Genomic DNA, 23517 nt, shown 5'->3' on the forward strand with positions numbered 1-23517 from the left:
GCTTACTTCGGCTCGCTCGGCTTGTCCGCCCACTTGGTGGTGCCTTCCGGCGCCTGCAGCGTGTTGATCAGATCGATACCCGCGACAGCGAGCATCGGTCCGCCGACCGCAACGGTGCCGAGGATGCCGCCGATGCCCGCGCCCGCGATCGCGGCCGGGATGCAGCCGACGCCGAGGAACGGCAGGCCGAGGATGCAGCCGATCACCGCACCGCCGATGACGCCGACGGCGGTGCCGAGGAAGCCACCGACGGCGGTCGCGATGCCGAACTGGCTGGCGAACTCGTTCTGCGCGCGCTGGTTCTCGATCGGCGAGGCGATCGGCTGCGCCACGACGTTGACCGCGTTGGCCGGCTTGTCCTTGGGAACGGTGACACCCTGCTCAGGCGTCAGCTCGAGCACCGTGTTGTCTTCCTTCACGATCGGCTTCACCGGGACGACGGTGTCGGCGACCTTGAAGGCGATCGGCAGTGTGAGGACTGCGTTGCCCTGCGAATCCTTGATCCGGTAGACGTCGTCTTCCTTGACGTCCTCGGACGACTTGGCCAGCTCGAATGTTCCCCCCTTGAGCGTCGTCACGACGGTCTTCTCCACCAGCTTGACCGAGTACCGGATCGGGTCGGGCGTAGCAGCGGCCGGCTCGGCATGGGCGGTCCCCAGTCCGATGGTCATCGCACCGATGACCATCGCGGCCGCCGCGGTGGTTCTGCGGAGTTTCAATTCAGTTTCCAATCCATCATCAGGTCGTGCGTTACCGCTGGTCTTCAGCACGCGAGAGCTCTGTACAGCAAATCCGGGTGGTCGGCTCCGGATCCTCCCCGAGCGGTGTGAAGACGGTCGTGGCAATCAGAACGTCGTGAGCCTAATAGAACGCCGCGTTTTAAGCGAGATCCCTTATCAGGCATGGGGACTAAGCCAATCCTTACCGACTGGACGGAATGCTTCGCCGTTTACGGTGGTGGTCGACCACTCGCCAGCGTGATCTGGGCAATTTACTGTGACATTCATCACAGGTAAATAGAGGGTCAAGCCCCAGCATATGGGGCTATAGCCCAAAAGCCCGATCGTACGATGGACATGGTTGTTACTGGCGGGTAACTTGCTGCCGGTTAGGATACGAGCCAACCGAGGCGGTAGCAGAACCAGCCGCGCTCGTTGTGCCTCTAAAGAAAGGTCGCACATGAATGCCCTGACAGTGACGCTGGGCACGATTGGGGCGGCGCTCAGCCTCCTGTGTTGGGCGTCGTTCATCGGCGGCGTCCGCAATATCGCGCGCGCCATCATGATCGGACAGCCCGCGCCGGACCGTTGGCGGCCCTTCTTTCCGCGCTTCAAGCAGATGCTCGTGGAGTTCATCGCGCACACGCGGATGAACAAATTCCGCACCGTCGGCTGGGCGCACTGGCTGGTGATGATCGGCTTCATCGGTGGAGCCATGCTGTGGTTCGAGGCCTACGGGCAGACGTTCGACCCCGCGTTCCACTGGCCGATCATCGGCAACCTGGCGATCTACCACCTGTGGGACGAGATCCTGGGTATCGGCACCGTGGTCGGCATCCTCACGCTGATCATCCTGCGGCAGCTCAACCACCCGCGTCTGCCGGAGCGCCTTTCCCGGTTCAGCGGTTCCAAGTTCGGCCCGGCCTACGTCATCGAGGCGATCGTGCTGCTCGAGGGCCTCGGCATGATCTTCGTGAAGGCGGGCAAGATCGCCGCCTACGGCCACTCCGACCCGGCCACCGACTTCTTCACCATGCAGGTGGCGAAGCTGCTGCCCGCGAACACCACGATGGTGGCGCTGTTCGCTTTCGTGAAGCTGATGTCCGGCATGGCGTTCCTGTACTACGTCGGCCGCAACGTCACCTGGGGCGTGGCCTGGCACCGGTTCTCCGCGTTCTTCAACATCTACTTCAAGCGTGAGGACGACGGCGGCGTCGCGCTGGGCGCGGCCAAGCCGATGATGTCGAAGGGCAAGCCGGTCGACATGGAGACCGCCGACCCCGACACCGACACCTTCGGCGCGGGCCGGATCGAGGACTTCTCCTGGAAGGGCTGGCTGGACTTCACCACCTGCACCGAGTGCGGTCGCTGCCAGTCGCAGTGCCCCGCCTGGAACACCGGCAAGCCGCTGTCGCCGAAGCTGCTGATCATGTCGCTGCGCGACCACGGGTACGCCAAGGCCCCGTACCTGCTGGCCGGTGGCCGCAAGGACATGGGTGGCGACGAGGTCGGGCTGGTCGACGCCGAGGGCAACCCGAACGAAGCGAAGCTCGCCAAGATCTCGGAGGCCGCCAAGGCCGAGGCCGAGCGGCCGCTGGTCGGCGGCGAGGACGTGGGCGGCATCATCGATCCCGAGGTGCTGTGGAGCTGCACCACCTGCGGCGCGTGCGTCGAGCAGTGCCCGGTGGACATCGAGCACGTCGACCACATCATCGACATGCGCCGCTATCAGGTGCTGATCGAGTCCGAGTTCCCGTCCGAGCTCGCGGGCCTGTTCAAGAACCTGGAGAACAAGGGCAACCCCTGGGGCCAGAACGCCAAGGACCGGCTCAACTGGATCAACGAGCTCGATTTCCAGATCCCGGTCTTCGGCCAGGACGCCGACAGCTTCGACGGCTACGAGTACCTGTTCTGGGTCGGCTGCGCGGGCGCCTACGAGGACCGCGCCAAGAAGACCACCAAGGCGGTCGCCGAACTGCTGGCCACCGCGGGCGTGAAATTCATGGTGCTCGGCGCGGAGGAGACCTGCACCGGCGACTCCGCTCGCCGCGCGGGTAACGAGTTCCTGTTCCAGCAGCTGGCCCAGCAGAATATCGAGCTGCTGAACTCGGTGTTCGAGGGCGTCGAGGATCGCAAGAAGAAGATCGTCGTCACCTGTGCGCACTGCTTCAACGCGCTGAACAACGAGTACCCGCAGGTCGGCGGCAACTACGAGGTCGTGCACCACACGCAGCTGCTCAACCGCCTGGTGCGGCAGAAGCAGCTGGTCCCAGTGGCCTCGGTGTCGCAGAACGTCACCTACCACGACCCTTGCTACCTGGGTCGGCACAACAAGATCTACAACGCGCCGCGTGAGTTGATGGCCGCGTCCGGCTCCAACCTGGTCGAGATGCCCCGGCACGGCGAGCGATCCATGTGCTGTGGCGCCGGTGGCGCCCGGATGTGGATGGAGGAGCAGCTCGGCAAGCGCGTCAACATCGACCGCGTGGACGAGGCGCTGACCACCTCGCCCGCGAAGATCGCGACCGGCTGCCCGTTCTGCCGCGTGATGCTGACCGACGGCGTCACCGCGCGCCAGGAGAGGGGTGAGGGCGAAGGCGTCGAGGTGGTGGACGTCGCCCAGCTGATGCTGGACGCCATCGAGCGCGTCGAGCCCGCGGTGCTGACCGAGAACCTGACCGTCATCCAGGAGCCGAAGGCGCCCGAGGTGGAGCCCGAACCGGAGCCGGAGCCCGAACCCGCCCCCGCCGCCGAAGCTCCCGCCAAGGCCGCGCCGACCGGCGGCGGTCTGGCCATGAAGGGCCCGGCGAAAGCGCCCGGTGGCGGCGGTCTCGCCATGAAGGGCCCGGCCAAGGCACCCGGTGGCGGACTCGGCATGAAGGGTGCGGCCAAGGCGCCCGGCGCCAAGGCCCCCGCCGCGGAAACGGCGGAGGCCGAGGCCACGTTGGCGCCTGCCGCTCCGGTCAAGGGTCTTGCCATGAAGGGCCCCGCGAAGGCGCCCGGTGGTCTGGGGATGAAGGGCGGAGCCAAGGCACCCGGTGCCAAGGCCGCTGGGGCGCCCGCCGCCGAAGGCCCGGCCGAGGCCTCCGCGACCGAAGCCCCCGCGGCCAAGCCGGCCAAGGGATTGGGCATGAAGGGCGGCGCGAAGGCGCCCGGTGGTGGTCTCACCATGAAGGGCGCGGCCAAGGCTCCCGGCGCGAAGGCCCCGGCAGCCGAGGCAACGGCCGTCGAGACGGCTACGGAACCGGCCGAAGCCACGACCGCAGCCGCGCCGACCGAGACCAAGCCCACGGTGCCCGCCAAGGGTCTGGCCATGAAGTCGGGCTTCAAGCGGCCCGGCCCCAAGGCCCCGGGCAAGGCAACCCCGGCACCGGCCCCGAAGGATGCGGCTCCCACCGAGCCGGCTCCGGTGGAGCAGGCCCCCGCCGCGGAAGCCCCTGCGGCAAAGCCCGAACCCGCCGCCGAACCGGAGCAGACCAACGGTGCGAGCGGCAACGGCACACCCGAAGTCGCGCCGCCAAGCGCCAAGCCCGGCGGTCTCGGCTTCAAGGCCGGTGCGAAAGCGCCGGGCCGCAAGAGCTGAGCCCACAACAACTCCATACCGACATCGGCCGGGTCCGGGAACGGACCCGGCCGAGTCATATCAGGAGCAGGTAGGCGCTAGGAGCAAGCCACAGCGGTGAAACGGCCCAGAACCCGCCCGACCGGTCCGGCCGGGGTTGCGGGTCCCGGCCGGAGACTCGAACTACGGCCTGGTCAGTGCCGCGTAGCGAGCGAGATGTTCGTCGGTAGAGCCGAATTCGTGCTCGATCACGGTGAGGCGCTTGAAGTAGTGGCCGATGGCCAGCTCTTCGGTCATGCCCATCGCGCCGTGCAGTTGCACGGCGTTCTGCCCGATGAACCGCGCCGCCCTGGCGACGGTGACCTTCGCCGCCGAGACGGCGCGGGCCCGGTCGCCTGCGGAGGCGCGCAGGGAATGGACGACCAGGTGGACCGCCGCGATGGCCTGCTCGAGTTCGATGTACATGTCGACCATGCGATGTTGCAGCACCTGGAAGCTGCCGATCGGCTGGCCGAACTGCTCGCGCTGCTTGGCGTAGTCGATGGTGTCGGCGAGCACTTTGCGCATGCAGCCGACCGCCTCGGCGCAGATCGCCGCGGTCGCTTCCGCGATGGTCGGCTCGATGACCGTCCAGCCGTCGGACTCCGTGCCGAGCAGCGCGTCGGAGGGCAGACGCAAGCCGGTGAACACGAGATCGGCGGCGGTCCGGTCGTCGATGGTGCGGTAGGCGTGCACCTCGACTCCGGCGGGCGGAGCGCTCGCGTCGAATTCGAGCCGGAACAGCGAGATACCGGCCTCGTCGCGCCGTTCGCCGGATGTGCGCGCGGTGATCACCAGGTCGGTGGCCAGCGGTGCGCTGGTCACCACGGTCTTCGCGCCGTCGAGCACCCAGGTGTCGCCGTCGCGGCGGGCGGTGGTCGACACGTCGTGCAAAGCGTGTCCCGATGACGGTTCCAGCGCGGCGAACGCGATGCGCGCGTCACCGGACACGATCCGGCGCAGCACGGCGTCGGCCTGCTCGCCACCGGAACGCTCGAGCAGACCGGCGCCGAGCACGACCGTGTCCACGAACGGCTCGACCACCAGTGCACGGCCGAGTTCCTCGGCGATCACCATGAGTTCGACGGGGCCGCCGCCGGTGCCGTCCACCCGCTCGGGCAGGGTCGCGCCGAGGATGCCGAGTTCGTCGGCGAATCCGCGCCAGATCGCGGGCTGCCAGCCCGTCTCCGATTTCGCCGCCGCGCGGCTCTTCTCCAGGTCGTAGCGGGCGCCGAGATATCCGGCGATCGCGGAGCGGAGCATTTCCTGCTCGTCGGTAAGCGTGAAGTCCATCAGAGTCCCAATGCTGCTTTGGCGAGGATGTTTCGCTGAATCTCGTTGCTGCCCGCGTAGATCGAGCCCGCTCGGTCGTTGAAGTACTTCAGCGGCGCGACGGCCTGCCAGTCCGCGCCGCTGCGGTAGCCGTCGGCGGGTGGCGTGAACTGGGCGATCGGGCCACCCGGCTTGGTGGCGTGCGGCTGGTAGACGCGACCGCGCGGGCCCGCGGCCTCCAGCGCCAGCTCGGTGAGCTTCTGGCTGAGTTCGGTGCCGAGGATCTTCAGGATGGAGGACGCCGGGCCCGGGTTCTTCCCCTGGGCCATCGCGGAAATCGTGCGGTATTCCAGGATTTCGAGCACCTCGGTGCGGATCCGCAAATCCGCCAGCTTCGCCGCGAACGCGCGGTCGTCGATCAGCGGGTTGCCGTCCGGGCCGGGCTGCCGCGCCGCTTCGGCGGCGATGTCCTGGGCCATGACCTGCAGCCACGGCGCGGCCGCTCCGCCCCGCTCGTGCACCAGCAGGTACTTCGCGACGGTCCACCCGTCATCGATCCGGCCGAGCACATTGGTCTTCGGCACTCGCACGTTGTCGAAGAAGACCTGGTTCTGCACCTGCTCGCCCGAGGTCATCACCAGCGGCCGGATCTCGATGCCCGGCGCGGTCATGTCGATCAGCAGGAACGTGATGCCCTGTTGTTTCTTACCCGTGCGCGAGGTGCGCACGAGGCAGAAGATCCAGTTCGCCTCGGTGGCGTGGGTGGTCCAGATCTTGCTGCCGGTGCATACGAAGTCCTCGCCGTCGTCGACGGCGGCCATGGCCAGCGCGGCCAGGTCCGATCCGGCCTCGGGCTCGGAGTAGCCCTGGCAGAAGAAGACCTCGCCGGTGAGGATGCGCGGCAGATAGAACGCCTTCTGTTCCGGGGTGCCGAACGCGATGATGGCCGGGGCCACCATCCTGATGCCCATCGGCGACAGCGCGGGTGCGCCGGCCAGCGCCGATTCCCGCTGGAAGATGTAGTGCTGGGTCAGGCTCCAGTCGCATCCGCCGTGTTCCACCGGCCAGGCGGGCGCCGCCCAGCCGCGCTCGTGCAGGATGCGCTGCCATTCCGTGCTCGCCTCGTGGTCGGGATACACGCTCGTCGCCAAGCGCCCGGCCCGCCGCAACTCCGGCGTCAGCTTCGCGTCGAGGAATCCGCGCACCTCGTCCCGAAACGCCAGATCCTCCGCTGACCAGTCGTAATCCATCTGCCCTCCCGGAGGGTGTGCACCGTTGCTTCCCTGGCGACCATCCCGCCACCACGCGACAGAATGTACGGCTGCCTGTTTCACCGAGTCAAACTGAAGTCATATGCCAGCACATCCTTCACCTGGTGCGACCGGCACTCCCGAGTGCTTCAGCAGTCCTCGAAGAAGGCCTTTAGGTAGCCCACCGATTGGTAGACGTAGTCGTAGGCCCAGCGGGGGATGGAGAGGGCGGGTTCGGGGTCGATGAAGACGAGTTCTCCGTCCCAGCACCCTTGCAAGACGTAGCGGGCTCGAGAGACATGGGGGGTGAAGGTGACGACGATGACCCGGTGCCAATTGTGGGCGCGGGCGAGGCGGGCGAGTTCGCGGCCCTCGCCGCGGGTGGTGCGGGGAGACGGGTCGAAGCACTGCACCTCGAAGCTGTAGCCGCCGTGACAGATGCGGTTCAGCATGGCGCTGTTCTCATAGGGATTGGAGAACACCACCCGTGGCGCGAATCCCTCACGCGCCAAGCGCAGGCCCAGCTGTTCGCGTCCGTCGTGCGCACCGCCGAGCACGAGAACGGCGTCCGCCCGCGCGGGCGGGTCGATCCGCGGACGCACGTAGACCGGCCACAGCGCCACCGCGGCGACCACTACCACCAGACCGGCACAGAGCCCGGTCCAGGCCAACCGACGACGTCGCACAGGCCGATGCTAGCCGGGTGCCGCGCGAGCATCACGCCAGGTCACGGCGTCCGGATCAGCGATGTCGCCGCATGTACACCTGCTGTTGCCCGGACCCTTGCCTCGCTGACGTGGCGTGGCCATCGGCGGGGCTTACCAATCGATCATGCGATGCACAGTCTTCGGAACCGGGTATCTCGGGGCCACGCACGCGGCGTGCATGGCCGAACTCGGGCACGACGTCATCGGAGTGGACGTGGACCCGGGCAAGGTCGCGAAGCTGTCCGACGGAGTGGTGCCGTTCTACGAACCGGGCCTGGAGGATGTGCTTCGTCGCAACCTCGATGCGGGCCGACTGCGGTTCACCACCTCCTACGCCGAGGCGGCCGCACACGCCGATGTGCATTTCCTCGGTGTGGGCACGCCGCAGAAGAAGGGTGAGTACGCCGCCGACTTGAAATACGTGCACGCGGTGGTGGATACCCTCGCCCCGCTACTGGAACGTCCCTCGGTGATCATCGGCAAGTCGACGGTTCCGGTCGGCACGGCGGACGCGCTGGGAGCCCGCGCTCGCGCGCTGACTTCCACCGACGTCGAGGTGGCGTGGAATCCGGAATTCCTCCGAGAAGGCTTCGCGGTCAAGGACACCCTGCGGCCGGACCGATTGGTCCTCGGAGTCGACCGGGAGCGCGCCGCCGCCGGGTGGGTCGAGGATCTGGTGCGCGAGATCTACGCCGACCTCATCGCCGCCGAGGTCCCGTTCCTGCTCACCGACCTGGCCACAGCGGAATTGGTGAAGGTCTCGGCGAACGCCTTTCTGGCGACGAAGATCTCGTTCATCAACGCGGTGTCGGAGGTCTGCGAAGCGACCGGCGCCGACGTGACCATGCTGGCCGACGCCCTCGGCTACGACGCGCGCATCGGCCGTCGGTTCCTCAACGCCGGACTGGGTTTCGGCGGCGGATGTCTGCCGAAGGACATCCGGGCGTTCATGGCCCGCTCCGGCGAACTCGGCGCCGCCCACGCCGTCGCCTTCCTGCGCGAGGTGGACAACATCAATATGCGCCGACGGACCAAGGTGGTCGACATGGCCGCCCGCGCCTGCGGCGGCTCACTGCTCGGGGCCAACGTGGCGGTACTCGGCGCGGCTTTCAAACCGGAATCCGACGACGTCCGCGACTCGCCCGCGTTGAACGTGGCGGGCATGATCCAGCTGCACGGCGCCGTGGTGACCGTCTACGATCCCAAGGCGCTGGAGAATTCGCGCCGGGTGTTCCCCACCCTGAACTACGCGACCTCGGTCACCGAGGCGTGCGAACGCGCCGACGTGGTGCTCGTGCTCACCGAGTGGGACGAATTCACCGCGCTGCGCCCGCAAGACCTGGACCGGGTGGTGCGTGCCCGCTCGATCATCGACGGCCGGAACTGTCTCAATCGTGCCACCTGGAGAGCAGCCGGATGGGTGTACGCGGGACTCGGTACACCGTAGAGTTGCGGAGCGAGGCGGGCTACTGCCAGACAGACGACCAGTCCTGCCTTAAGCACAGCTGATCGCCGACGGTAGGGTCCGTCCAGCGGGTCTCCGCCGACGGACGGCGCAGGCTCGCATGTCGTGAAGTGTGAAACGAGATGGGCAGCTGATGAGTTCGGTACTGGGAGTTTCGGTGGGGGCCGGCGCTGTCCGTATGGCGCGACCACACGCCGGAAACCCCCACGGGCATGTCTCCCCGCATTCCTTCGATCTGCAGACCATTCCGGTCGTCGACCAAAGCATGGAAGAGTTGGCGGCAGAGGCCATCGGAGTCACCCTGGAGGCCACGCCGGGTATCGGCGCCACCGCCATCGCCTACCGCAGTGAGCAGCACGCCCGCGCCATTCGCGCCGCCATGGCGCGTCAGCAGCTGACCAATTACGAACTCGTGCCCGAGATCGCGGCCGCACTCGAGTTCGCCCAGGCCACCGGCGATATCCGGGGCATCTCCTCGCTGGTCGTCTACGACCTGGGCAGTTCGGGCCTGACGGTAAGCGTGGTCGACACGCAGACCCGTGAGGTCCGGCACAGCGAGCGCACCAGCGACATCAGCGGCGACTATCTCGACTCGTTGATCCGGGAGCAGCAGATCGCCTCGGGGCGGATCGCGCACCCGCCGAACGCCGCGGGCCTGGCCGCGCTGGACGCGCTGTGCCGCGAGGCCAAAGAGCAGCTCACCACCAACACCGCGGTGGCGCTGCCGAGCGAGCAGGGTTTGGTGCTGCTCGCGCAGGAGAACTTCGAATCGCTGATCATGCTGGCCATCGAGTCGTCGGCGCGCATGGCACGCGACGTGATCGTGCGCTCGGACCGCCCGGTGCACGGCGTGCTCGCCATCGGCGGTTGCGCCCGGATCCCGTTGGTGGCCAAGGTGCTCGAACGCTGGATGGGCGTGCCCGTCATCGTGCCGGACAGCCCGGAGACCGTGATGGCTCGCGGCGCCGCGCTGCTGGCCAGACCGGTCCGTAAGGAAACGCCGACGGCGGGCGCCACGCTGGACGACGAGCTGTCACCCGCATGGTTGTCGGCTCCGACCCAGCGCGGCAAACGTGAGATCAGCGGTGCGGTGCTGACCGTCAGCGCGCTGGCCGTGGTCGCCGCGATCGGGCTCGGCCTCGGTTACGGACCGCAGGTGCTGGAACGGGATTCACACACCAGCGAAGGATCACCGTCGCTGTCGCCCACCACCACACCGCGCACGACCAGCTTGGACCCGCAGATCGCGGTCGCGCCGGGCACCACGGAATCGCCCGCGCACGAGTCGCTCGCCGCGCCGCCGCCGAACCGGAGGCAGACCACCAGCGAGGCGCCGCCGACACCCGGCCCGAACACCATCGTCGTGCCGGGCCTTCCGCCGATCGTGGTTCCCACGATCCCGCCGGAGGTCTTCCCCTTCCCTCCGCCGCCGCAGCGCTGAGCCGGGCGGCCGCGCCGCACAACTCCTGACGAGACGGGAAACGGGGGGAGTTCAGACCCTCGCGTGCCGTGCGCGACGCGGGCGCGGCGCGGGGGTTGGTTCCTTGGTCGTGAACGGGCGGGCCAGCAGCACAGCGATGCCGGTGGTCAACGGCACCGAGAGCGCCAGCGCGATACCGCCGACCGCCGAGCGCGCGATCTCGATGGCAACGGCGTCACCGGTCAGCACGTCGCGGATGGACCGCCCCGCCACGCTGAACAGCAGCAACAGCGGCAGCGCCCCACCGGCGTAGGCGAGCACCAGCGTGTAGACGGTACTGGCGATGTGGTCGCGCCCCACGCGCATGGTGGCGGCGAAAACCTCGCGCCGGGAGGCCGACCGGTCGATGGCGGCCAGCTCGAACGCGGCGGACGCCTGGGTGATGGTGACGTCGTTGAGCACACCGAGCGAACCGATGATGAATCCGGCCAGCAGCAATCCGGTGATACTGACGTGCTCGATGTAGGTCGCGACGTTCGTGTTCTGCTCTTCGGAAAGGCCGGTGAGATGGGTCATCTCGATGGTGAGCCAGGACAACGCGGCGGCGAGCAGCATCGAGGTCAGCGTGCCGAGCAGCGCCGAACTGGTGCGCAGGTTCACCCCGTGCGCCAGATACAGCACCGCGTACAGGATCAGGGCGCCCGCGACCAAGGCGACCGGGATCGCCGGTTTGCCGTCCAGCAGGGCGGGCAGCAGGAACAGCACCAGGACGGCGAAGGCGAACACCAGGCCCAGCAGCGCGCGGACGCCACGCCAGCGCGCCACCGCGATGATCACCACGACGAAAGCCACCACGATCAGCGTGAGCGGCAGCCCGCGCGAGTAGTCCTCGAACGAGTACAGCGGCGTCCCGCTGGGATCGGTCTGGCGGACCAGCCGCAGTTCGTCACCGGCGTGCAGGTCGGGTTGCCCTGGGCCCGGTGCGATTTCCAGCAGCGTGCGGTTGCCCTTGTGCGGTCCGGATTCGATCGAGATCAGGCTGCGCTGGCAGGTGTAGGCGTTGTTGCGCGGCGGTTCGGGCTTGTCGACGAAGACCTTGCCCAGTGAAGAGCTGCCGCACGGCCCGATGTCCTGCAGCACTACGGTGCCCGCCTCGGTCTGTACCGCGCCGCCGCCCGCGTTCTGCATCGGCAGCGGGATATCGATGTGCTGCTTGCTCGGCCACAGCGCGATCGCGCCGATGACCACGACGATCCCGATGGCGGTGAGCAGCCCGATGACCACGCGCGCCGCGGTCGCGCCGATCGCGATCGGTCCCGAATGATCGTGGTGATGGTGGTGGTCGCTCACCGCGCTCCTCTGTCCGATGTGTTTGCGCCCGGAGCGAGCCTAAAGGATTTCATTTTCAAGACCGTCGCGGCGGTTACCTAACACAGCGGAGACGCGGTTGATGTGAACCGATAACGGGAAAAAAAGGAGTTAGAGGGGGGCGGCGGAGAGCAGGGGGATGTCTCCGCCGCCCGCAGGGCAGGCGGCCCAGGGGGGTAGGCGGCCTAACCCGAGGTCGGATATGCCCAGGGGGGGTAGGCAATCCGACCGGGCACTCTGAGTGCCGAGGACCACTGTACACAAAAGTACTTCTTTTGCGCTAGCTAGTCGCCAAATCCGACGGGTATCCGTACATCGAGTTTGTTTCCAGGCCAGAAGCGGGGCGATTATATTGTCCAGCTCCGGGCTTCCCGCTACTGGCGATAGCTGGACAGGAAGTTGCCGAAGCGTTCGATCGCGACCGCGAGATCGCGGGCCCAGGGCAGTGTGACGATCCGCAGGTGGTCGTGGCGCGGCCAGTTGAAGCCGGTGCCCTGCACCATCAGGATCTTCTCCTGCAGCAGCAGATCCAGGATCAGCTTGGAGTCGTCGTGGATCTCGTACACATTCGGATCCAGCTTCGGGAACGCGTAGAGCGCGCCCTTCGGCTTCACGCACGACACGCCGGGGATCATGTTCAACCGCTCCCAGGCGACGTCGCGCTGTTCGAGCAGCCGCCCGCCGGGCAGGATCAGGTCCTCGATGCTCTGATGACCGCCGAGCGCGACCTGAATCGCGTGCTGCGCGGGCACGTTCGGACACAACCGCGAGGAGGCGAGCAGGTCGATGCCCTCCAGGAACCCGGCCGCGTGCTCCTTCGGGCCCGTGATCGCCAACCAACCCGACCGGTAACCCGCGACCCGGTAGGCCTTGGACAGCCCGTTGAAGGTCAGGCACAGCAGGTCGGGCGCCACGGTGGCCAGCGAGATGTGCTTGGCGTCGTCGTAGAGGATCTTGTCGTAGATCTCGTCGGCGAGCAGCAACAGCTGATGCTTGCGAGCCAGGTCGGCGATCTGCTGGAGCACTTCGGCGGAGTACACCGCGCCGGTGGGGTTGTTCGGGTTGATCACCAGCAGCGCTTTGGTCTTGTCGGTGATCTTCGATTCGATGTCGGCGATATCGGGCTGCCAGCCGTTGGCCTCGTCACACAGGTAGTGCACCGGCGTGCCGCCCGCCAGGCTGGTCATGGCGGTCCACAGCGGGTAGTCCGGCGCCGGGATCAGCACCTCGTCGCCGTTGTCCAGCAGGGCCTGCATGGTGATGGTGATCAGCTCGGATACGCCGTTGCCGAGGTAGACGCCGTCCACGTCCAGCTCGGGGAAGCCGGGCACGAGTTCGTAGCGGGTCACGATCGCGCGCCGCGCGGAGAGGATGCCTTTGGATTCGGAGTAGCCCTGGGCATACGGCAGCGCCGCGATGATGTCGCGCATGATCACGTCGGGCGCCTCGAACCCGAACGGGGCGGGGTTGCCGATATTCAGTTTGAGGATGCGGTGGCCCTCGGCCTCCAGCCGTGCCGCGTGCGCGTGTACCGGTCCACGGATCTCGTAGACGACGTTCTGCAGCTTCGTGGACTGCTCCAGAACACGCGGGGGATGGTGCGGATGCTGAGGACTCACCCGTCCCATGGTGCCATCCGTCGCAACTGGATAAACCGCCTGTCCGAGCTCTCCACGGGCCGCCACGCCCACGACGGCGGCCGCGGCCCCGCCGGGTGTGACGCGTCACTCAATGGGCCGCGCCGGGCGGGATCCCCTTGGCCGCCGTCGACCCGCAGAATTCCTCGATCCGCTCGTCCAGCCTGCGCGCCTCGACCGAGTCGCGGAAAGCCGGAGCCGCGATCCGCCTGCGCACACCGGTCAACCGCTCCTCGAGCTGCGCGATGCGCTTGGCCTCGTCGAGGCCGAGCACCGGCTGCAGCGCCTCGGCCGCGCCGTCCAGGCTGCCGTTGATCAGGTGGGCAGCCGCGCAGTCGACCCTGGCAAGCGCCTCCGCGCCGTAGGAACGCTGTTCGGACGGGCCGTTCGAATAGAGTTCGATGGCCCGCTGGGTGGCGCCGAGCGCGGGCTCCGCCTGACCGAGGTGGATGTAGGTGGCGCCAGCGTAGTAGTTGGCCTTGGCCTCGTTGAACCCGAAGACGCCGCCCACCTCGTCGTGCAGCGTGTCGGTCGCGGCGATCTCGCGCGCGTCGTCGGCTGCCCGCACGCAGCGATCGGTGTCGGCGGCGCTGCCAAGCGCCGACCAGATGCGCGCCTCGATATTGAGCAGTCGCACCTGCGCGGTCGCGGATTCCGCGAACTCCTGCCCGCTCTGGGCGAGCTGGACCGCCCGGCGCGGCCGCTGCGACCAGTACTCGATCAGCGCGTGCATGCCGCGGGTCCAGGCCCGAAGCCCGTTGTGCCCGCACAACTCCGCGTAGGCCCACGCGGCCCGGACCTGCTCGCCCGCCGCGTCGTAGTAGCCGAGATCGGTGCTGGCGTTGGCGAGCAGGCCCGAGAGGGTGCCCGCCAAAAGATACAGATGACCGGTATCGGCGGGCCGCTGATGGCCTTCCAGCAACCGATACACCCGGCGCCGCACCCGCACCATTTCCACCATCATCGGCACCGGCGGAATGCGCACGTAGTCGTTCGCGATGCGCACGACATCCGCGTCGAGCTGGTCCAAAGTGCTCGCACCGACATTGGTGCTCTCGGCCTTGCCGGCGTGCTCGCTGGCCTCGTGGGCAGCCGCCATGATCAGATCCCTCTCCGAAATCGCTGCCAACGCAGCACCTCTCATCGCACCGGCGTCTATGAGAGCCAAAAGGTCCGCGTCGCTCGAATAATGAACGCGCGCCGAGGCGTCGGCACGCGCATCGAATCCCGGCGGGACGGTTCGATCGATCGCGGGCTTATCGATCAATGCCGCGAACCGCGCCCGCACCACATCGTCGGACCTGGCCAGTGAGGTATCCAGAGCGGCTTGGTTGATCGGTCGTGGATGAACCCGGACGCCCCCGGCTTCCCACTTCGACACCAAGCGTTCGTGCACACCCAAATGGGCGGCGAATTCCCTGATGCTCATCCGCTTGGCATCGCGAAGGGCACGGGCCTCTTTGCCTGACCAATGCGTGACCACGGTGTCATCCCTTCCGAACGAACTCCTTCCAGAGTACGAGCGGTTTGTGAGCGCGGCCACAGGTGAAATACGGCCCGTATCAAAGGCAGCGGAAGGGCAGCGCAAGGCGGGTGAGCGGGCGATGCCGAATCGCGCGGCGGGCCGGGACCATTGAGTCGGAAGGCAAGGAGTTCGCCGTGAATGTCGAGAAACTCAGGACCGTGGACGATTGGGTGGCGTTCTATCGGCACGAGTTCGGACTGCCGGTCACCGAGCGGGGCGGTTTCGCCATGCTGCCGATCACCGGACGCGTTTGCGTCGTCCACCTGCCGACCGCGCGTGCCGAGAAGGTGCGCGCCGCACTGGAACAGCAGGGAACGAGGGGTCCCATGTTGGCCAGGCAGATCCGATGGAGTTTCCTCGCCGAGCCCGACAGCCGACCGGGACCGCAGGTGCTCGAGGTGCTCAATCGGCTGGATATCGGCCTGCCCGCCGTCGGCAGCGCCGTGATGTTGCCGACCGGCCTCGGCCGCTGGACCCGGGAAGGGTGCTTCTGGGTCAGCCCGCCGAGCCGCGGTGACACGCTCCCACCGCTGTCCGTCATCCTCACAACGGCGCTCGCGGTGGGAGCGGGCGGCGGGGACTGATCACCTCCGCGGTCGGTTCCCCGCCGCCGTCCGCCGGGTCCGCTTCTCCCCCACAGTCGACGAAGCGGACTCGGCCCCGGTCAGCGAGCTTCGGCGGCGTCGATCGCGGCGGCCGGAATCGGGAAGTTCAGATAGGACCGCGACGGAGTCGGTCCGCGCTGGCCCTGGTACTTCGAGCCCGCCACGGCACTGCCGTACGGGTGCTCGGCCGGGCTGGTCAGCCTGAGCAGGCACAGCTGACCGATCTTCATGCCGGGCCACAGCGTGATCGGCAGATTCGCCACGTTGGACAGCTCCAGCGTGATGTGCCCGCTGAACCCGGGATCGATGAAGCCGGCGGTCGAGTGGGTCAGCAGACCCAATCGGCCCAGACTGGACTTGCCCTCCAAGCGTCCGGCCAGATCATCCGGCAGCGTGCACACCTCGAGGGTGGAGCCGAGCACGAATTCGCCGGGATGCAGCACGAACGGCTCGCCCTCGCCCGGCTCGACCAGGCTGGTGAGTTCGTCCTGCCGCTGCGCCGGATCGATGTGGGTGTAGCGGGTGTTGTTGAACACCCGGAACATCCGGTCCAGGCGCACGTCGATGCTCGACGGCTGGATCAGGTTCTCCAGCAGCGGCTCGACGCCGAGACGCCCAGCGGCGATCTCCGCGCGGATGTCACGATCGGAAAGCAGCACGCGACGAGCGTAGCGCCTGCTCGACGGGGCTCCTCAGCCGCACAGTGATATGGAGAGAACGATATCCTCGCATTCATTCGGGCGGCGTCGCCCGCGATCGAAGGGATGAACCATGTCCGAGGGCTCGCTGTTCGACCTGACCGGCCACGTCGCCGTCGTCACCGGAGGCAACTCCGGCATCGGTCTCGGATTCGCCCGGGGTCTCGCACGGGCCGGGGCCGATGTCTGCGTCGTCGGCCGCAACGCCGAACGCAACGAGGCTGCCGCCGCCGAATTGCGCGCGTTCGGCGGGCGCGTGCTCGCGCTGAGCTGCGACGTCGGCGAGGAGCAGCAGGTGATCGACACCATCGGCCACGCGGCCGCCGAACTCGGCCGCATCGACTCCTGCTTCGTGAACGCCGGTGTGAGCCAGGGGTTCATCCCGTTCGTGGAGACCGATCTCGCGGAATTCCGCCGGGTCACCTCGCTCAATCTCGACGCCGCGTTCGTGACGCTGCGTGAAGCGGCGAAGGCGATGCTCGCCCAGGGCGAAGGCGGCAGTCTGGTCGCCACCGCCAGCCTCGCCGCCCACCAGGGAGTTCCGCGCGGGCAGTCCTACGCGGCCAGCAAGGCGGGGTTGATCGCCATGGTCAACTCGATCGCGGTGGAGCTGGCCAAGCACGACATCCGTGCGAACTCCGTGCTGCCCGGCTGGGTCGAGACGCCGATGACCGAAGAGGCCTTCGCGTGGGACCGTTTCCGCGAACGCGTCCACCCGCGGATCCCGGTCCGCCGCTGGGGCCTGCCGAGCGATTTCGAATCCGTCGCCGTCTACCTCGCCAGCCCCACCAGCGCGTACCACACCGGCGACACTCTGCTGATCGACGGCGGCTACAGCAAGTTCTGAGTCGGCGGCCGTTCACCACCCTGCCAGCGGTGTCCGAGACGACGTTTGTGACGTCGTCCCAGCTGGGAACCGCCTGAGCTACCTTCCAGCGCCGGAAATGGCACCGTGGAATGGTGACCTCCCCTCGCATTCGCAACACCATCTGGGTGCTCACCGGGTTGCTGGTGGTGTGCGCCGCGTCCCTCACGGCAGGTGTGGTCGGCAATCGCGGCCCCGGCGGGTTCGATCGCGGCATCACCGACTGGGCCGTCGCGCACCGCAACGGCACGCTGACCCCGATAGCGGTGGCGATCAGCCTGCTGGGCGGCACGCTCGCCATGACCGCCCTGGCCACCGCCACCTGCCTGGTCCTGTCCTGGCGGCGGCGCTGGACGGCGGCAGCGCTCGTCGCGATCACCGGGCTCGGCGGCGGCCTACTGGTCCGAGGCGGCAAGAAACTCACCGACCGAGACCGCCCACCCCTCGAAGAACACCTGATCAGTGTGTCCAACCAGGCGTACCCCTCCGGGCACAGCATGGGCTCGTTCGTCGTGGTCGGCATCGTCCTCGCGGTCGCGCTCCCCGGCATACACGGCCCCGCCCTGCGCGCCTGGACCGCGATCGCCGCCGCGCTCTTCGTCATCGCGGTCGGCCTGTCGCGGATCTACCTCGGCGTCCACTGGGCGACGGACGTCCTCGGCGGTTGGTGCTTCGGGGCGCTGTGGCTCATCCTCTGCCTGAGCTTGTACCGGTACTTGGTACGCGCCGACCGGGGTACATCGGCCAATCGACGGGAACTCGACACCAGACGGCCGGACGAGGCGAGTGCTTCCTCGAACTACCGGCGGGCATAGCGAACAGTGCGATAAGGCCGACGACCAATGCCCTGACTTCTGCCACCGGTACAAGCTGCGCTTTTCCCACCCTGAGCGCGGCTTCTGCTACAGTCTCGATTGGCACTTTTGCCTCTGCCGATGTAGTTCAATGGTAGAACTTCTGCTTCCCAAGCAGACAGCGCGGGTTCGATTCCCGTCATCGGCTCCACCGAAGGCCCTGCATCCGCACCCCGCCGATCCAGGGCCTTTCTGCTACCCGACCAACCGCCCCGCAGCGCACGTCATCGAGTGGCACATGGTCGAGGCGAATCGCGAGTAGCCCCTCCGTCATGTGCCACTCAACGAAGTGCCGGGCGGTTACCGCCGCTGGGGGTGGTGTGGGTTACAGGCAGTAGTGGGCGCCGCTGGACAGGGCGTGCACGAGGCAGGCCAGAGACTGGGCGTCGCTCGAGCCCGAGGAGACGCCGACAGGAGTCGCCTGAGTGCCGACGGGAGCCGGTTGCGGGCTCGGGATGGGCTTCAGGGGTAATCCGCTGGATGTAACCGTGGCGTTCGCCCAACCTGCACCTGCCGCAAGAGAGATTGCAACGGCGGCGATGACTTTCAACGTCGTGCGGACCACCACATCACCGGCCTCTACGGTGGTGGTTGAGGATGGGGGTGACGGCGCGATGCCTCGAGACACTAGAAGGCGTATCGGAGTATTCGGTTGGCTTGCCGAGACAGTCCTGAGCTGAGGGCTATGGCGCGGGTTACCGCGCGTAACGGTTGTGGGAAGAGGTCGACTTCGCCGGCGCGGGTGAGAAGTTGTTCTTCGATCAGTGTCAGGCGGGCGCCCCAGGTTTCGGGTTCGTGGGCGTCGTCGAATCCTTGGGCGGCGCTGATGCCGAGGGCTTTGATCGACGGGTGGTATTTCATGGCCCAGGCGGCGAAACGGGTGTAGCCGTTGAGGGCGAGCTCACCGGTCGGGAAGTGTGTGGTCGCCTCGCGGATCAGGGTGTGGAACGTGTCGCCGGGCAGGAAAGGCAGCAGGCCCTCGGCGACGATCATGGCTGGTCGATCGGCGGGCAGCTGCTGAGTCCAGCCCGGCTGGGTGAGATCGACGCCCAGCGGATGGGGGCTGTGCGGAAGCAACTGTCGGCGCAGTTCGATGACTTCAGGGTAATCGACGTCGTACCAGTCGACATCGGCGGGTGGATCGCATCGGAGCATGCGGGTGTCCAGGCCGCAGCCGAGATCGAGTACCACCGCATTTCGGTGCATGGCGATGAACGCGCGTACCGCGTCGTCGAGTTTTTTCGCGCGTAGCGCCGTTCCGCAGATGAGGCTGGGTTTCAGCTCGAGTTCGGTGAAGTCGTAGTCGATCCGGTCGGCCAGCTCGGCCTGGTGGGTGTCGCCCAGGATCGGGGTGCGGGTGGTCGCGTCCAGTGCTCGGGCTTGCAGGGTGAGGAGCAGGGTTTCCTGAATCGGGTCGAGGTCGGGTCGGATTCGGAGCACGATCGGTCCTTCAGGTGGTGGTGTCCGTGTGTCGGGCGGCGATGTCGCGCAGCCAGGTCAATGCCTGCTGAGCGGCCCGGATGCGTTCGGTGAGAGCGGGATCGGTGCCGCCGACCAAGGAGAGTCCGTCCTCGGCGATGTCGCCGAAGGCGCCCAGGCCGGCGATTTTGCGATGGATGACCTTCTCCCAGGCGTCGTCCTCGATGCGGTAGTAGGCGGTGCGGTCACCGGGGATCCGCACCTTGCGGACGAGGCCGATGGTGGTCAGCAGGCGCATGTTGGAGGTCAGCGAGGCGCGGCTGGCGTGGATCGCCTCGGCGATCTGGCCGGCGGATTGCTCCGGCGGATCGCAGATCATCAGCAGGCCGAGGATTCGCCCGGTGATGGGGGGCAGTGCCCATTCCTCGACGCAGAAGGTAGCGACTCGCTCCACCCACTCCAGCGTGGCGTGCTGTCGATCCGGTTCCGGCATGCTGTGTCCTCCTGCGCTGTACTCGGCTCGATTACTGTGGCATAGCGGTCACCGACTCCCGGGTCGGCTCCGGGGTGGGAGCGACGAGGCGGGTCCGGCGCAGGTGCCGGTCGAACCACTCGACGGCCAGAGCCATGGCCTCCTCCAGCCCGGGACCGGTGTAGAGACCGAGCACGTCGTAAGGCAGGATCTCGAGTCGTTTCGGCTCGCCGGCCTTGGCGAAGGCGCTCTGTGCCTCCTCGAGCATGTGGTACGGGTCCCAGCCGCCGTTGGCGATCATCAGCAGCGGGGTCGGCGCCAGGCGATGAATGAGGTCCTCCGGCGCAAAGGTCAGCAGATGTTCGGCGGAGTCGAGGGTCTTCTCGTTCCGGTAGTTCGGGAACATCTCGGCGGCGAGATCCGGTGCGCTCTCGACGTTTTCCCCCCGCAGCGTCAGGTGCGGCACCCGAGCACTGTCGTGGCCGACATATCGGCGCTGCCAGTCCTCGTCCAACCGGTCCCGCAGCGCGGCTAGGCCCTCCCTACCGAGCAGCCGCTCCAGATACCGCCATCCGTTCCACACGCTCGGGCTCTGCACCACAACACATTTCACGCGCCGGTCCAATACCGCGGCCTGCGTCGCCACCGAGCCCCCGATGCTGACACCCCAGAGTCCGATCCGATTCGGGTCCGCCTCCGGGCGGGTTTGCAGATACGACACCGCGCTACGAAAATCTTCCGTCTGTCGCTGCGGGTAGTCCTGGCCGCGAGGTTGCCCCGCGCTGGCCCCGACCGTGCGATAGTCGATCGCCAGTACCGCGAACCCCGCCCGCACGAAATACGGTGCGAACACTCGCAACGCCTCTTTCACCATCACCCCTGAGTGCCCCAGCACCAGACCGGGGACCGGACCGTCCGCCGCGGGCAAATACAGATCACCAGCACACGCGGTGCCAAGGCTGTTGAACGTCACTTGCTCGATATGGAGATCCATCAAAGCTCCCGTCGTTGCTAGTCATTTCAGTCTTCACTGAAACGACTAGCAATGTCAACTTCGCCCCCGAAACCCGTTGCCGATGCGATCAATACGCCGTGGACTCGGTCCCGGATGACGGGGGTAACCACTCCGTGATGTGCCACTCAACGAGGTCCCAGGCGGTAGAGGGAAGTCGTTTCGCGGGTGCGGGCGTGGTGGAGTGGAGAGGTGGGGTGGTGGGCTCGGTGGTGGGTGGGGCGGGTCGTCAGTTGGGCGGTGATGTGGAGGCCTGCGGTTGTGATGCGGTCGAGGAGTTCGTCGTGGGGGCGCAGGCCTAAGTGTTCGGGGAGGTCGGAGAGGATCAGCCAGCCTTCGCCGCCGGGGCGCAAGTGGGCACGGAGGCCGGAGAGGAAGGTGTACAGCATGGACGAGTTCTCGTCGTATACGCCGCTTTCCAGGGTCGAGGTAGGTGCGCCGGGGAGCCATGGGGGATTGCACACCACCAGGTCGGCCTCGCCGTCCGGGAAGAGAGCCGGGCCTTGCACGGCGACGGATGAGAGGCCCAGTCGGTCGAGGTTGGCTCGGGCGCAGGTCAGCGCACGGGAACTCTTGTCGGTGGCTGTGATTCGAGTGCAACCGCGGCGGGCCAGAACGGCGGCGAGCACGCCGGTGCCCGTGCCGAGATCGAAGGCTGTCTCGGTCCGCGCGGGTAGCGGCGCGGCTGCGACGAGGTCGATGTACTCGCCCCGGACCGGGGAGAACACACCGTAGTGCGGATGAATGCGGTCGCCGAGCGCGGGCACGTACACACCCTTCTCTCGCCACTGCGCCGCCCCCAGCACGCCGAGCAACTCGGTGAGCGCGACCACCGTACGCCCCCGCGCCGCGCCGTACGCTTCGGTGCAGGCGCGCCGCACATCGGGAGCGCGACGCAACGCCAGCGAATAGTCGTCTTCCAGCAGCACGAGCAACTTGCCGAGCACTTCCGCGCGCCGCCGACGAGACGCGCGATACCGGCGGAACGCCTCGGCCGGATCGTCGCCCAGCGAAACCTTCCGCTCGACCCGCCGACCCATCGCCCGCAGCAACTGCCGCGCATTGTGGAAATCACCGCGCCACAGCAGGCCGGTCCCCGCTCGCGCCATTCGGCAAGCCGCTTCGGCAGTCGTCCAGTCGTTCACCACCACGAGGGAATCGGGTGGTGGCGCGCCATTCTCGGAATGCCAACGGGCGCTCGGGCAGGTGTTGTCCTCGGTCCAGGAAGCGGTGGACACCGCGTACTCCTCGTGTACGAACGTGCAAAGGGCACGAAGAGCACCTCGACGCGGAGACGCGAAATTGCCTGTGCTGCTATCGCACAGGGGCCATCAGGTCGCCTGTTTACGCCCGCGCCGAAGTGCGCGGGAAATCACCGAGAACCATCCCGAGCGACATAGCCGGACCTTTCCGTAGGAGACGCCTGAGTCTCCCACAGCGCCGCCGGTACAGCCCAACCGTGGGCCGTGAGAGGTCGTCCGGTCGCTTCGACCGGCAACTTGCGTCACGCAGTTTGATGTCAGGTCTTGCAAGGACGCCGTCGCGTCCCCTGCACGACCGGACGGACCCCGCCGCGTTCTGGCGAGTGAACCAGCCCCTCAGGCCGCCCCGTTCGCCGATTCCGCGTGCAGTCGGCGGAACTTGCTGCCGTGGAAAACGAGCGGGTCCACGTCGGTGCGGGTGGCGATGCGGTGGATGCGGAGGATGACCACCGCGTGGTCGCCTGCCGGGACGTGCGCTTCCTGGACGCCCTCGATCCAGGCGGACGCGCCATCGATGAACACGGCGTCGCCGGAACCGCGGTGCAGCTGGATATCGCGGAAGCGGTCGCCGTCGCGGGTGCCGAGCGAGCGGGCGGCGGCCTGCTGGTCGGTGCCGAGCAGGCTGAGGCCGAGGTGGCTCGCGGCGGCGAGCTTGGGCCAGGTGGCCGACGAGTTCTGCACGCAGAACGAGACCAGGGGCGGATCGAGCGAGACGGGCACGAACGTGCTCACCGCCAGACCGTGCGGGGTTCCGTCGATTTCGGCGCACACGGCGACGACGCCGCTGGGGAAGTTGGCGAACGCGCGACGCAGACCGGCTCCGTCGGCGGGGAATTCGAACAGGTCATGCATGATTCGCAGCTTTCGAGCTGTGGGCCAGTGCCTGGGCGACCGAACGCCACCGACCACTGTACCGGTCGATGACGCCGTCCTCGGCGAATGTGCGATCGGACAGGTAGAGCCCGGGCAACGCGGCGGTGGCCCCGATTTCGACGAGCACGGGCTTGAGCAGCAGGTCGGGCGCGAGAGCGTGGGCGGGTCCCGCGCCGAGCATCACCGGGACCGCGAGCACGCCTTCCAGGCCGGTCCCGCCCTCGAACTGTTCGAGGAACAGCTTGAGCAGACCGGTGTAGGTCGCCTTGAAGGTGGGGCTGGCGAAGACGACGAGCTCCGAGCCCGCCACGGTGCGCACCGCCTCGGCTACGGCCGGGTCACCCCAGCTGAGCAGCGCGGGACCGAACTCGACCAGGTCGATCACGGTGGGCTCCACCTCAGGTCGCAGCCCCCTCGCGACCAGGGTGGCCGCGGTGAGCGTGCGTGAGGCGGGTTTCGGATTTCCGACGACGACAGTGACTGCCATTTCGTC

Annotated in this window: 20 protein-coding genes and 1 tRNA gene; 7 read left to right on the top strand and 14 right to left on the bottom strand. The window is 67.6% G+C overall.

All coding sequences use genetic code 11. The annotated features are described in order from the left end of the window. Positions 1-2: 2 nt before the first annotated feature. Positions 3-719 (bottom strand): hypothetical protein, encoded by a 717-nt coding sequence (locus AB0L97_RS01975; protein WP_355071465.1) that lies wholly within the window; start codon positions 717-719, stop codon positions 3-5. Between the two features lie 460 nt (positions 720-1179). Here AB0L97_RS01975 and AB0L97_RS01980 point away from each other — a divergent pair, with 460 nt between their 5' ends. Next, on the top strand, positions 1180-4302 hold the full coding sequence (locus AB0L97_RS01980) for a (Fe-S)-binding protein (RefSeq protein ID WP_364424868.1): 3123 nt from the start codon (positions 1180-1182) through the stop codon (positions 4300-4302). A 162-nt stretch (positions 4303-4464) separates the two neighbouring features. Here the strand turns inward: AB0L97_RS01980 and AB0L97_RS01985 are convergent, their stop codons facing one another. The 3 genes from AB0L97_RS01985 to AB0L97_RS01995 all read right to left on the bottom strand — a co-directional run bounded on the left by AB0L97_RS01985 (position 4465) and on the right by AB0L97_RS01995 (position 7528). After that, positions 4465-5613: an acyl-CoA dehydrogenase family protein gene (locus AB0L97_RS01985; protein ID WP_364424712.1), complete on the bottom strand. Its 1149-nt coding sequence runs from the start codon at positions 5611-5613 to the stop codon at positions 4465-4467. Further along, the gene (locus tag AB0L97_RS01990; protein ID WP_355071459.1) at positions 5613-6842 is read right to left on the bottom strand and encodes an acyl-CoA dehydrogenase family protein; all 1230 of its coding nucleotides are present in this window, start codon (positions 6840-6842) and stop codon (positions 5613-5615) included. Before AB0L97_RS01990 ends, AB0L97_RS01985 begins: the two co-directional genes overlap by 1 nt. Before the next feature lie 149 nt (positions 6843-6991). Beyond that, positions 6992-7528, bottom strand: a complete 537-nt coding sequence (locus tag AB0L97_RS01995) for a YdcF family protein (protein WP_364424715.1) — start codon at positions 7526-7528, stop codon at positions 6992-6994. Positions 7529-7673: 145 nt separating this feature from the next. Between AB0L97_RS01995 and AB0L97_RS02000 the strand changes: the two genes are divergently transcribed. Together AB0L97_RS02000 and AB0L97_RS02005 are read left to right on the top strand one after the other, a co-directional pair. Further along, positions 7674-8996 (top strand): UDP-glucose/GDP-mannose dehydrogenase family protein, encoded by a 1323-nt coding sequence (locus AB0L97_RS02000; RefSeq protein ID WP_364424717.1) that lies wholly within the window; start codon positions 7674-7676, stop codon positions 8994-8996. Positions 8997-9147: 151 nt separating this feature from the next. Continuing rightward, positions 9148-10455, top strand: coding sequence for an Hsp70 family protein (locus AB0L97_RS02005; protein ID WP_364424719.1), 1308 nt, complete (start codon positions 9148-9150; stop codon positions 10453-10455). A 51-nt stretch (positions 10456-10506) separates the two neighbouring features. Here AB0L97_RS02005 and AB0L97_RS02010 read toward each other — a convergent pair whose 3' ends face one another. The 3 genes from AB0L97_RS02010 to AB0L97_RS02020 all read right to left on the bottom strand — a co-directional run bounded on the left by AB0L97_RS02010 (position 10507) and on the right by AB0L97_RS02020 (position 14538). After that, on the bottom strand, positions 10507-11784 hold the full coding sequence (locus tag AB0L97_RS02010) for a YibE/F family protein (RefSeq protein WP_364424721.1): 1278 nt from the start codon (positions 11782-11784) through the stop codon (positions 10507-10509). A gap of 392 nt (positions 11785-12176) precedes the next feature. Next, positions 12177-13430, bottom strand: a complete 1254-nt coding sequence (locus AB0L97_RS02015; RefSeq protein ID WP_355071449.1) for a pyridoxal phosphate-dependent aminotransferase — start codon at positions 13428-13430, stop codon at positions 12177-12179. Positions 13431-13530: 100 nt separating this feature from the next. Continuing rightward, positions 13531-14538, bottom strand: a complete 1008-nt coding sequence (locus tag AB0L97_RS02020) for an XRE family transcriptional regulator (protein ID WP_355071447.1) — start codon at positions 14536-14538, stop codon at positions 13531-13533. 560 nt (positions 14539-15098) lie between these two features. Between AB0L97_RS02020 and AB0L97_RS02025 the strand changes: the two genes are divergently transcribed. Next, positions 15099-15548 (top strand): hypothetical protein, encoded by a 450-nt coding sequence (locus tag AB0L97_RS02025; RefSeq protein WP_063016495.1) that lies wholly within the window; start codon positions 15099-15101, stop codon positions 15546-15548. An 80-nt stretch (positions 15549-15628) separates the two neighbouring features. Here the strand turns inward: AB0L97_RS02025 and dcd are convergent, their stop codons facing one another. Beyond that, positions 15629-16228 (bottom strand): dCTP deaminase, encoded by a 600-nt coding sequence (gene dcd, locus AB0L97_RS02030; RefSeq protein ID WP_355071445.1) that lies wholly within the window; start codon positions 16226-16228, stop codon positions 15629-15631. A 112-nt stretch (positions 16229-16340) separates the two neighbouring features. On the opposite strand from dcd, the gene AB0L97_RS02035 reads away from it, so the two are divergent. From AB0L97_RS02035 to AB0L97_RS02045, 3 genes are all read left to right on the top strand, one after another. Next, positions 16341-17114 (top strand): SDR family oxidoreductase, encoded by a 774-nt coding sequence (locus AB0L97_RS02035; RefSeq protein ID WP_364424725.1) that lies wholly within the window; start codon positions 16341-16343, stop codon positions 17112-17114. A 113-nt stretch (positions 17115-17227) separates the two neighbouring features. Continuing rightward, positions 17228-17947 (top strand): phosphatase PAP2 family protein, encoded by a 720-nt coding sequence (locus AB0L97_RS02040; protein WP_364424727.1) that lies wholly within the window; start codon positions 17228-17230, stop codon positions 17945-17947. A gap of 116 nt (positions 17948-18063) precedes the next feature. Next, positions 18064-18137, top strand: a tRNA-Gly gene (locus AB0L97_RS02045). A gap of 476 nt (positions 18138-18613) precedes the next feature. Here the strand turns inward: AB0L97_RS02045 and AB0L97_RS02050 are convergent. The 6 genes from AB0L97_RS02050 to AB0L97_RS02075 form a co-directional block, all read right to left on the bottom strand. Further along, positions 18614-19426 (bottom strand): class I SAM-dependent methyltransferase, encoded by an 813-nt coding sequence (locus AB0L97_RS02050; RefSeq protein ID WP_364424729.1) that lies wholly within the window; start codon positions 19424-19426, stop codon positions 18614-18616. Between the two features lie 10 nt (positions 19427-19436). Next, positions 19437-19898, bottom strand: coding sequence for a hypothetical protein (locus AB0L97_RS02055; RefSeq protein ID WP_355071433.1), 462 nt, complete (start codon positions 19896-19898; stop codon positions 19437-19439). Positions 19899-19929: 31 nt separating this feature from the next. Beyond that, positions 19930-20871, bottom strand: coding sequence for an alpha/beta fold hydrolase (locus tag AB0L97_RS02060; protein WP_364424732.1), 942 nt, complete (start codon positions 20869-20871; stop codon positions 19930-19932). 146 nt (positions 20872-21017) lie between these two features. Beyond that, on the bottom strand, positions 21018-22127 hold the full coding sequence (locus AB0L97_RS02065) for a class I SAM-dependent methyltransferase (RefSeq protein WP_364424734.1): 1110 nt from the start codon (positions 22125-22127) through the stop codon (positions 21018-21020). A 360-nt stretch (positions 22128-22487) separates the two neighbouring features. After that, the gene (locus tag AB0L97_RS02070) at positions 22488-23003 is read right to left on the bottom strand and encodes a flavin reductase family protein (RefSeq protein WP_355071427.1); all 516 of its coding nucleotides are present in this window, start codon (positions 23001-23003) and stop codon (positions 22488-22490) included. Then, on the bottom strand, positions 22996-23511 hold the full coding sequence (locus AB0L97_RS02075) for an NAD(P)H-dependent oxidoreductase (RefSeq protein WP_355071426.1): 516 nt from the start codon (positions 23509-23511) through the stop codon (positions 22996-22998). The genes AB0L97_RS02070 and AB0L97_RS02075 overlap by 8 nt, the downstream gene beginning before the upstream one ends. Positions 23512-23517 lie beyond the last annotated feature (6 nt).

This window comes from Nocardia sp. NPDC051911, assembly GCF_040681035.1.
In the GTDB taxonomy this organism is placed as follows: domain Bacteria; phylum Actinomycetota; class Actinomycetes; order Mycobacteriales; family Mycobacteriaceae; genus Nocardia; species Nocardia sichangensis.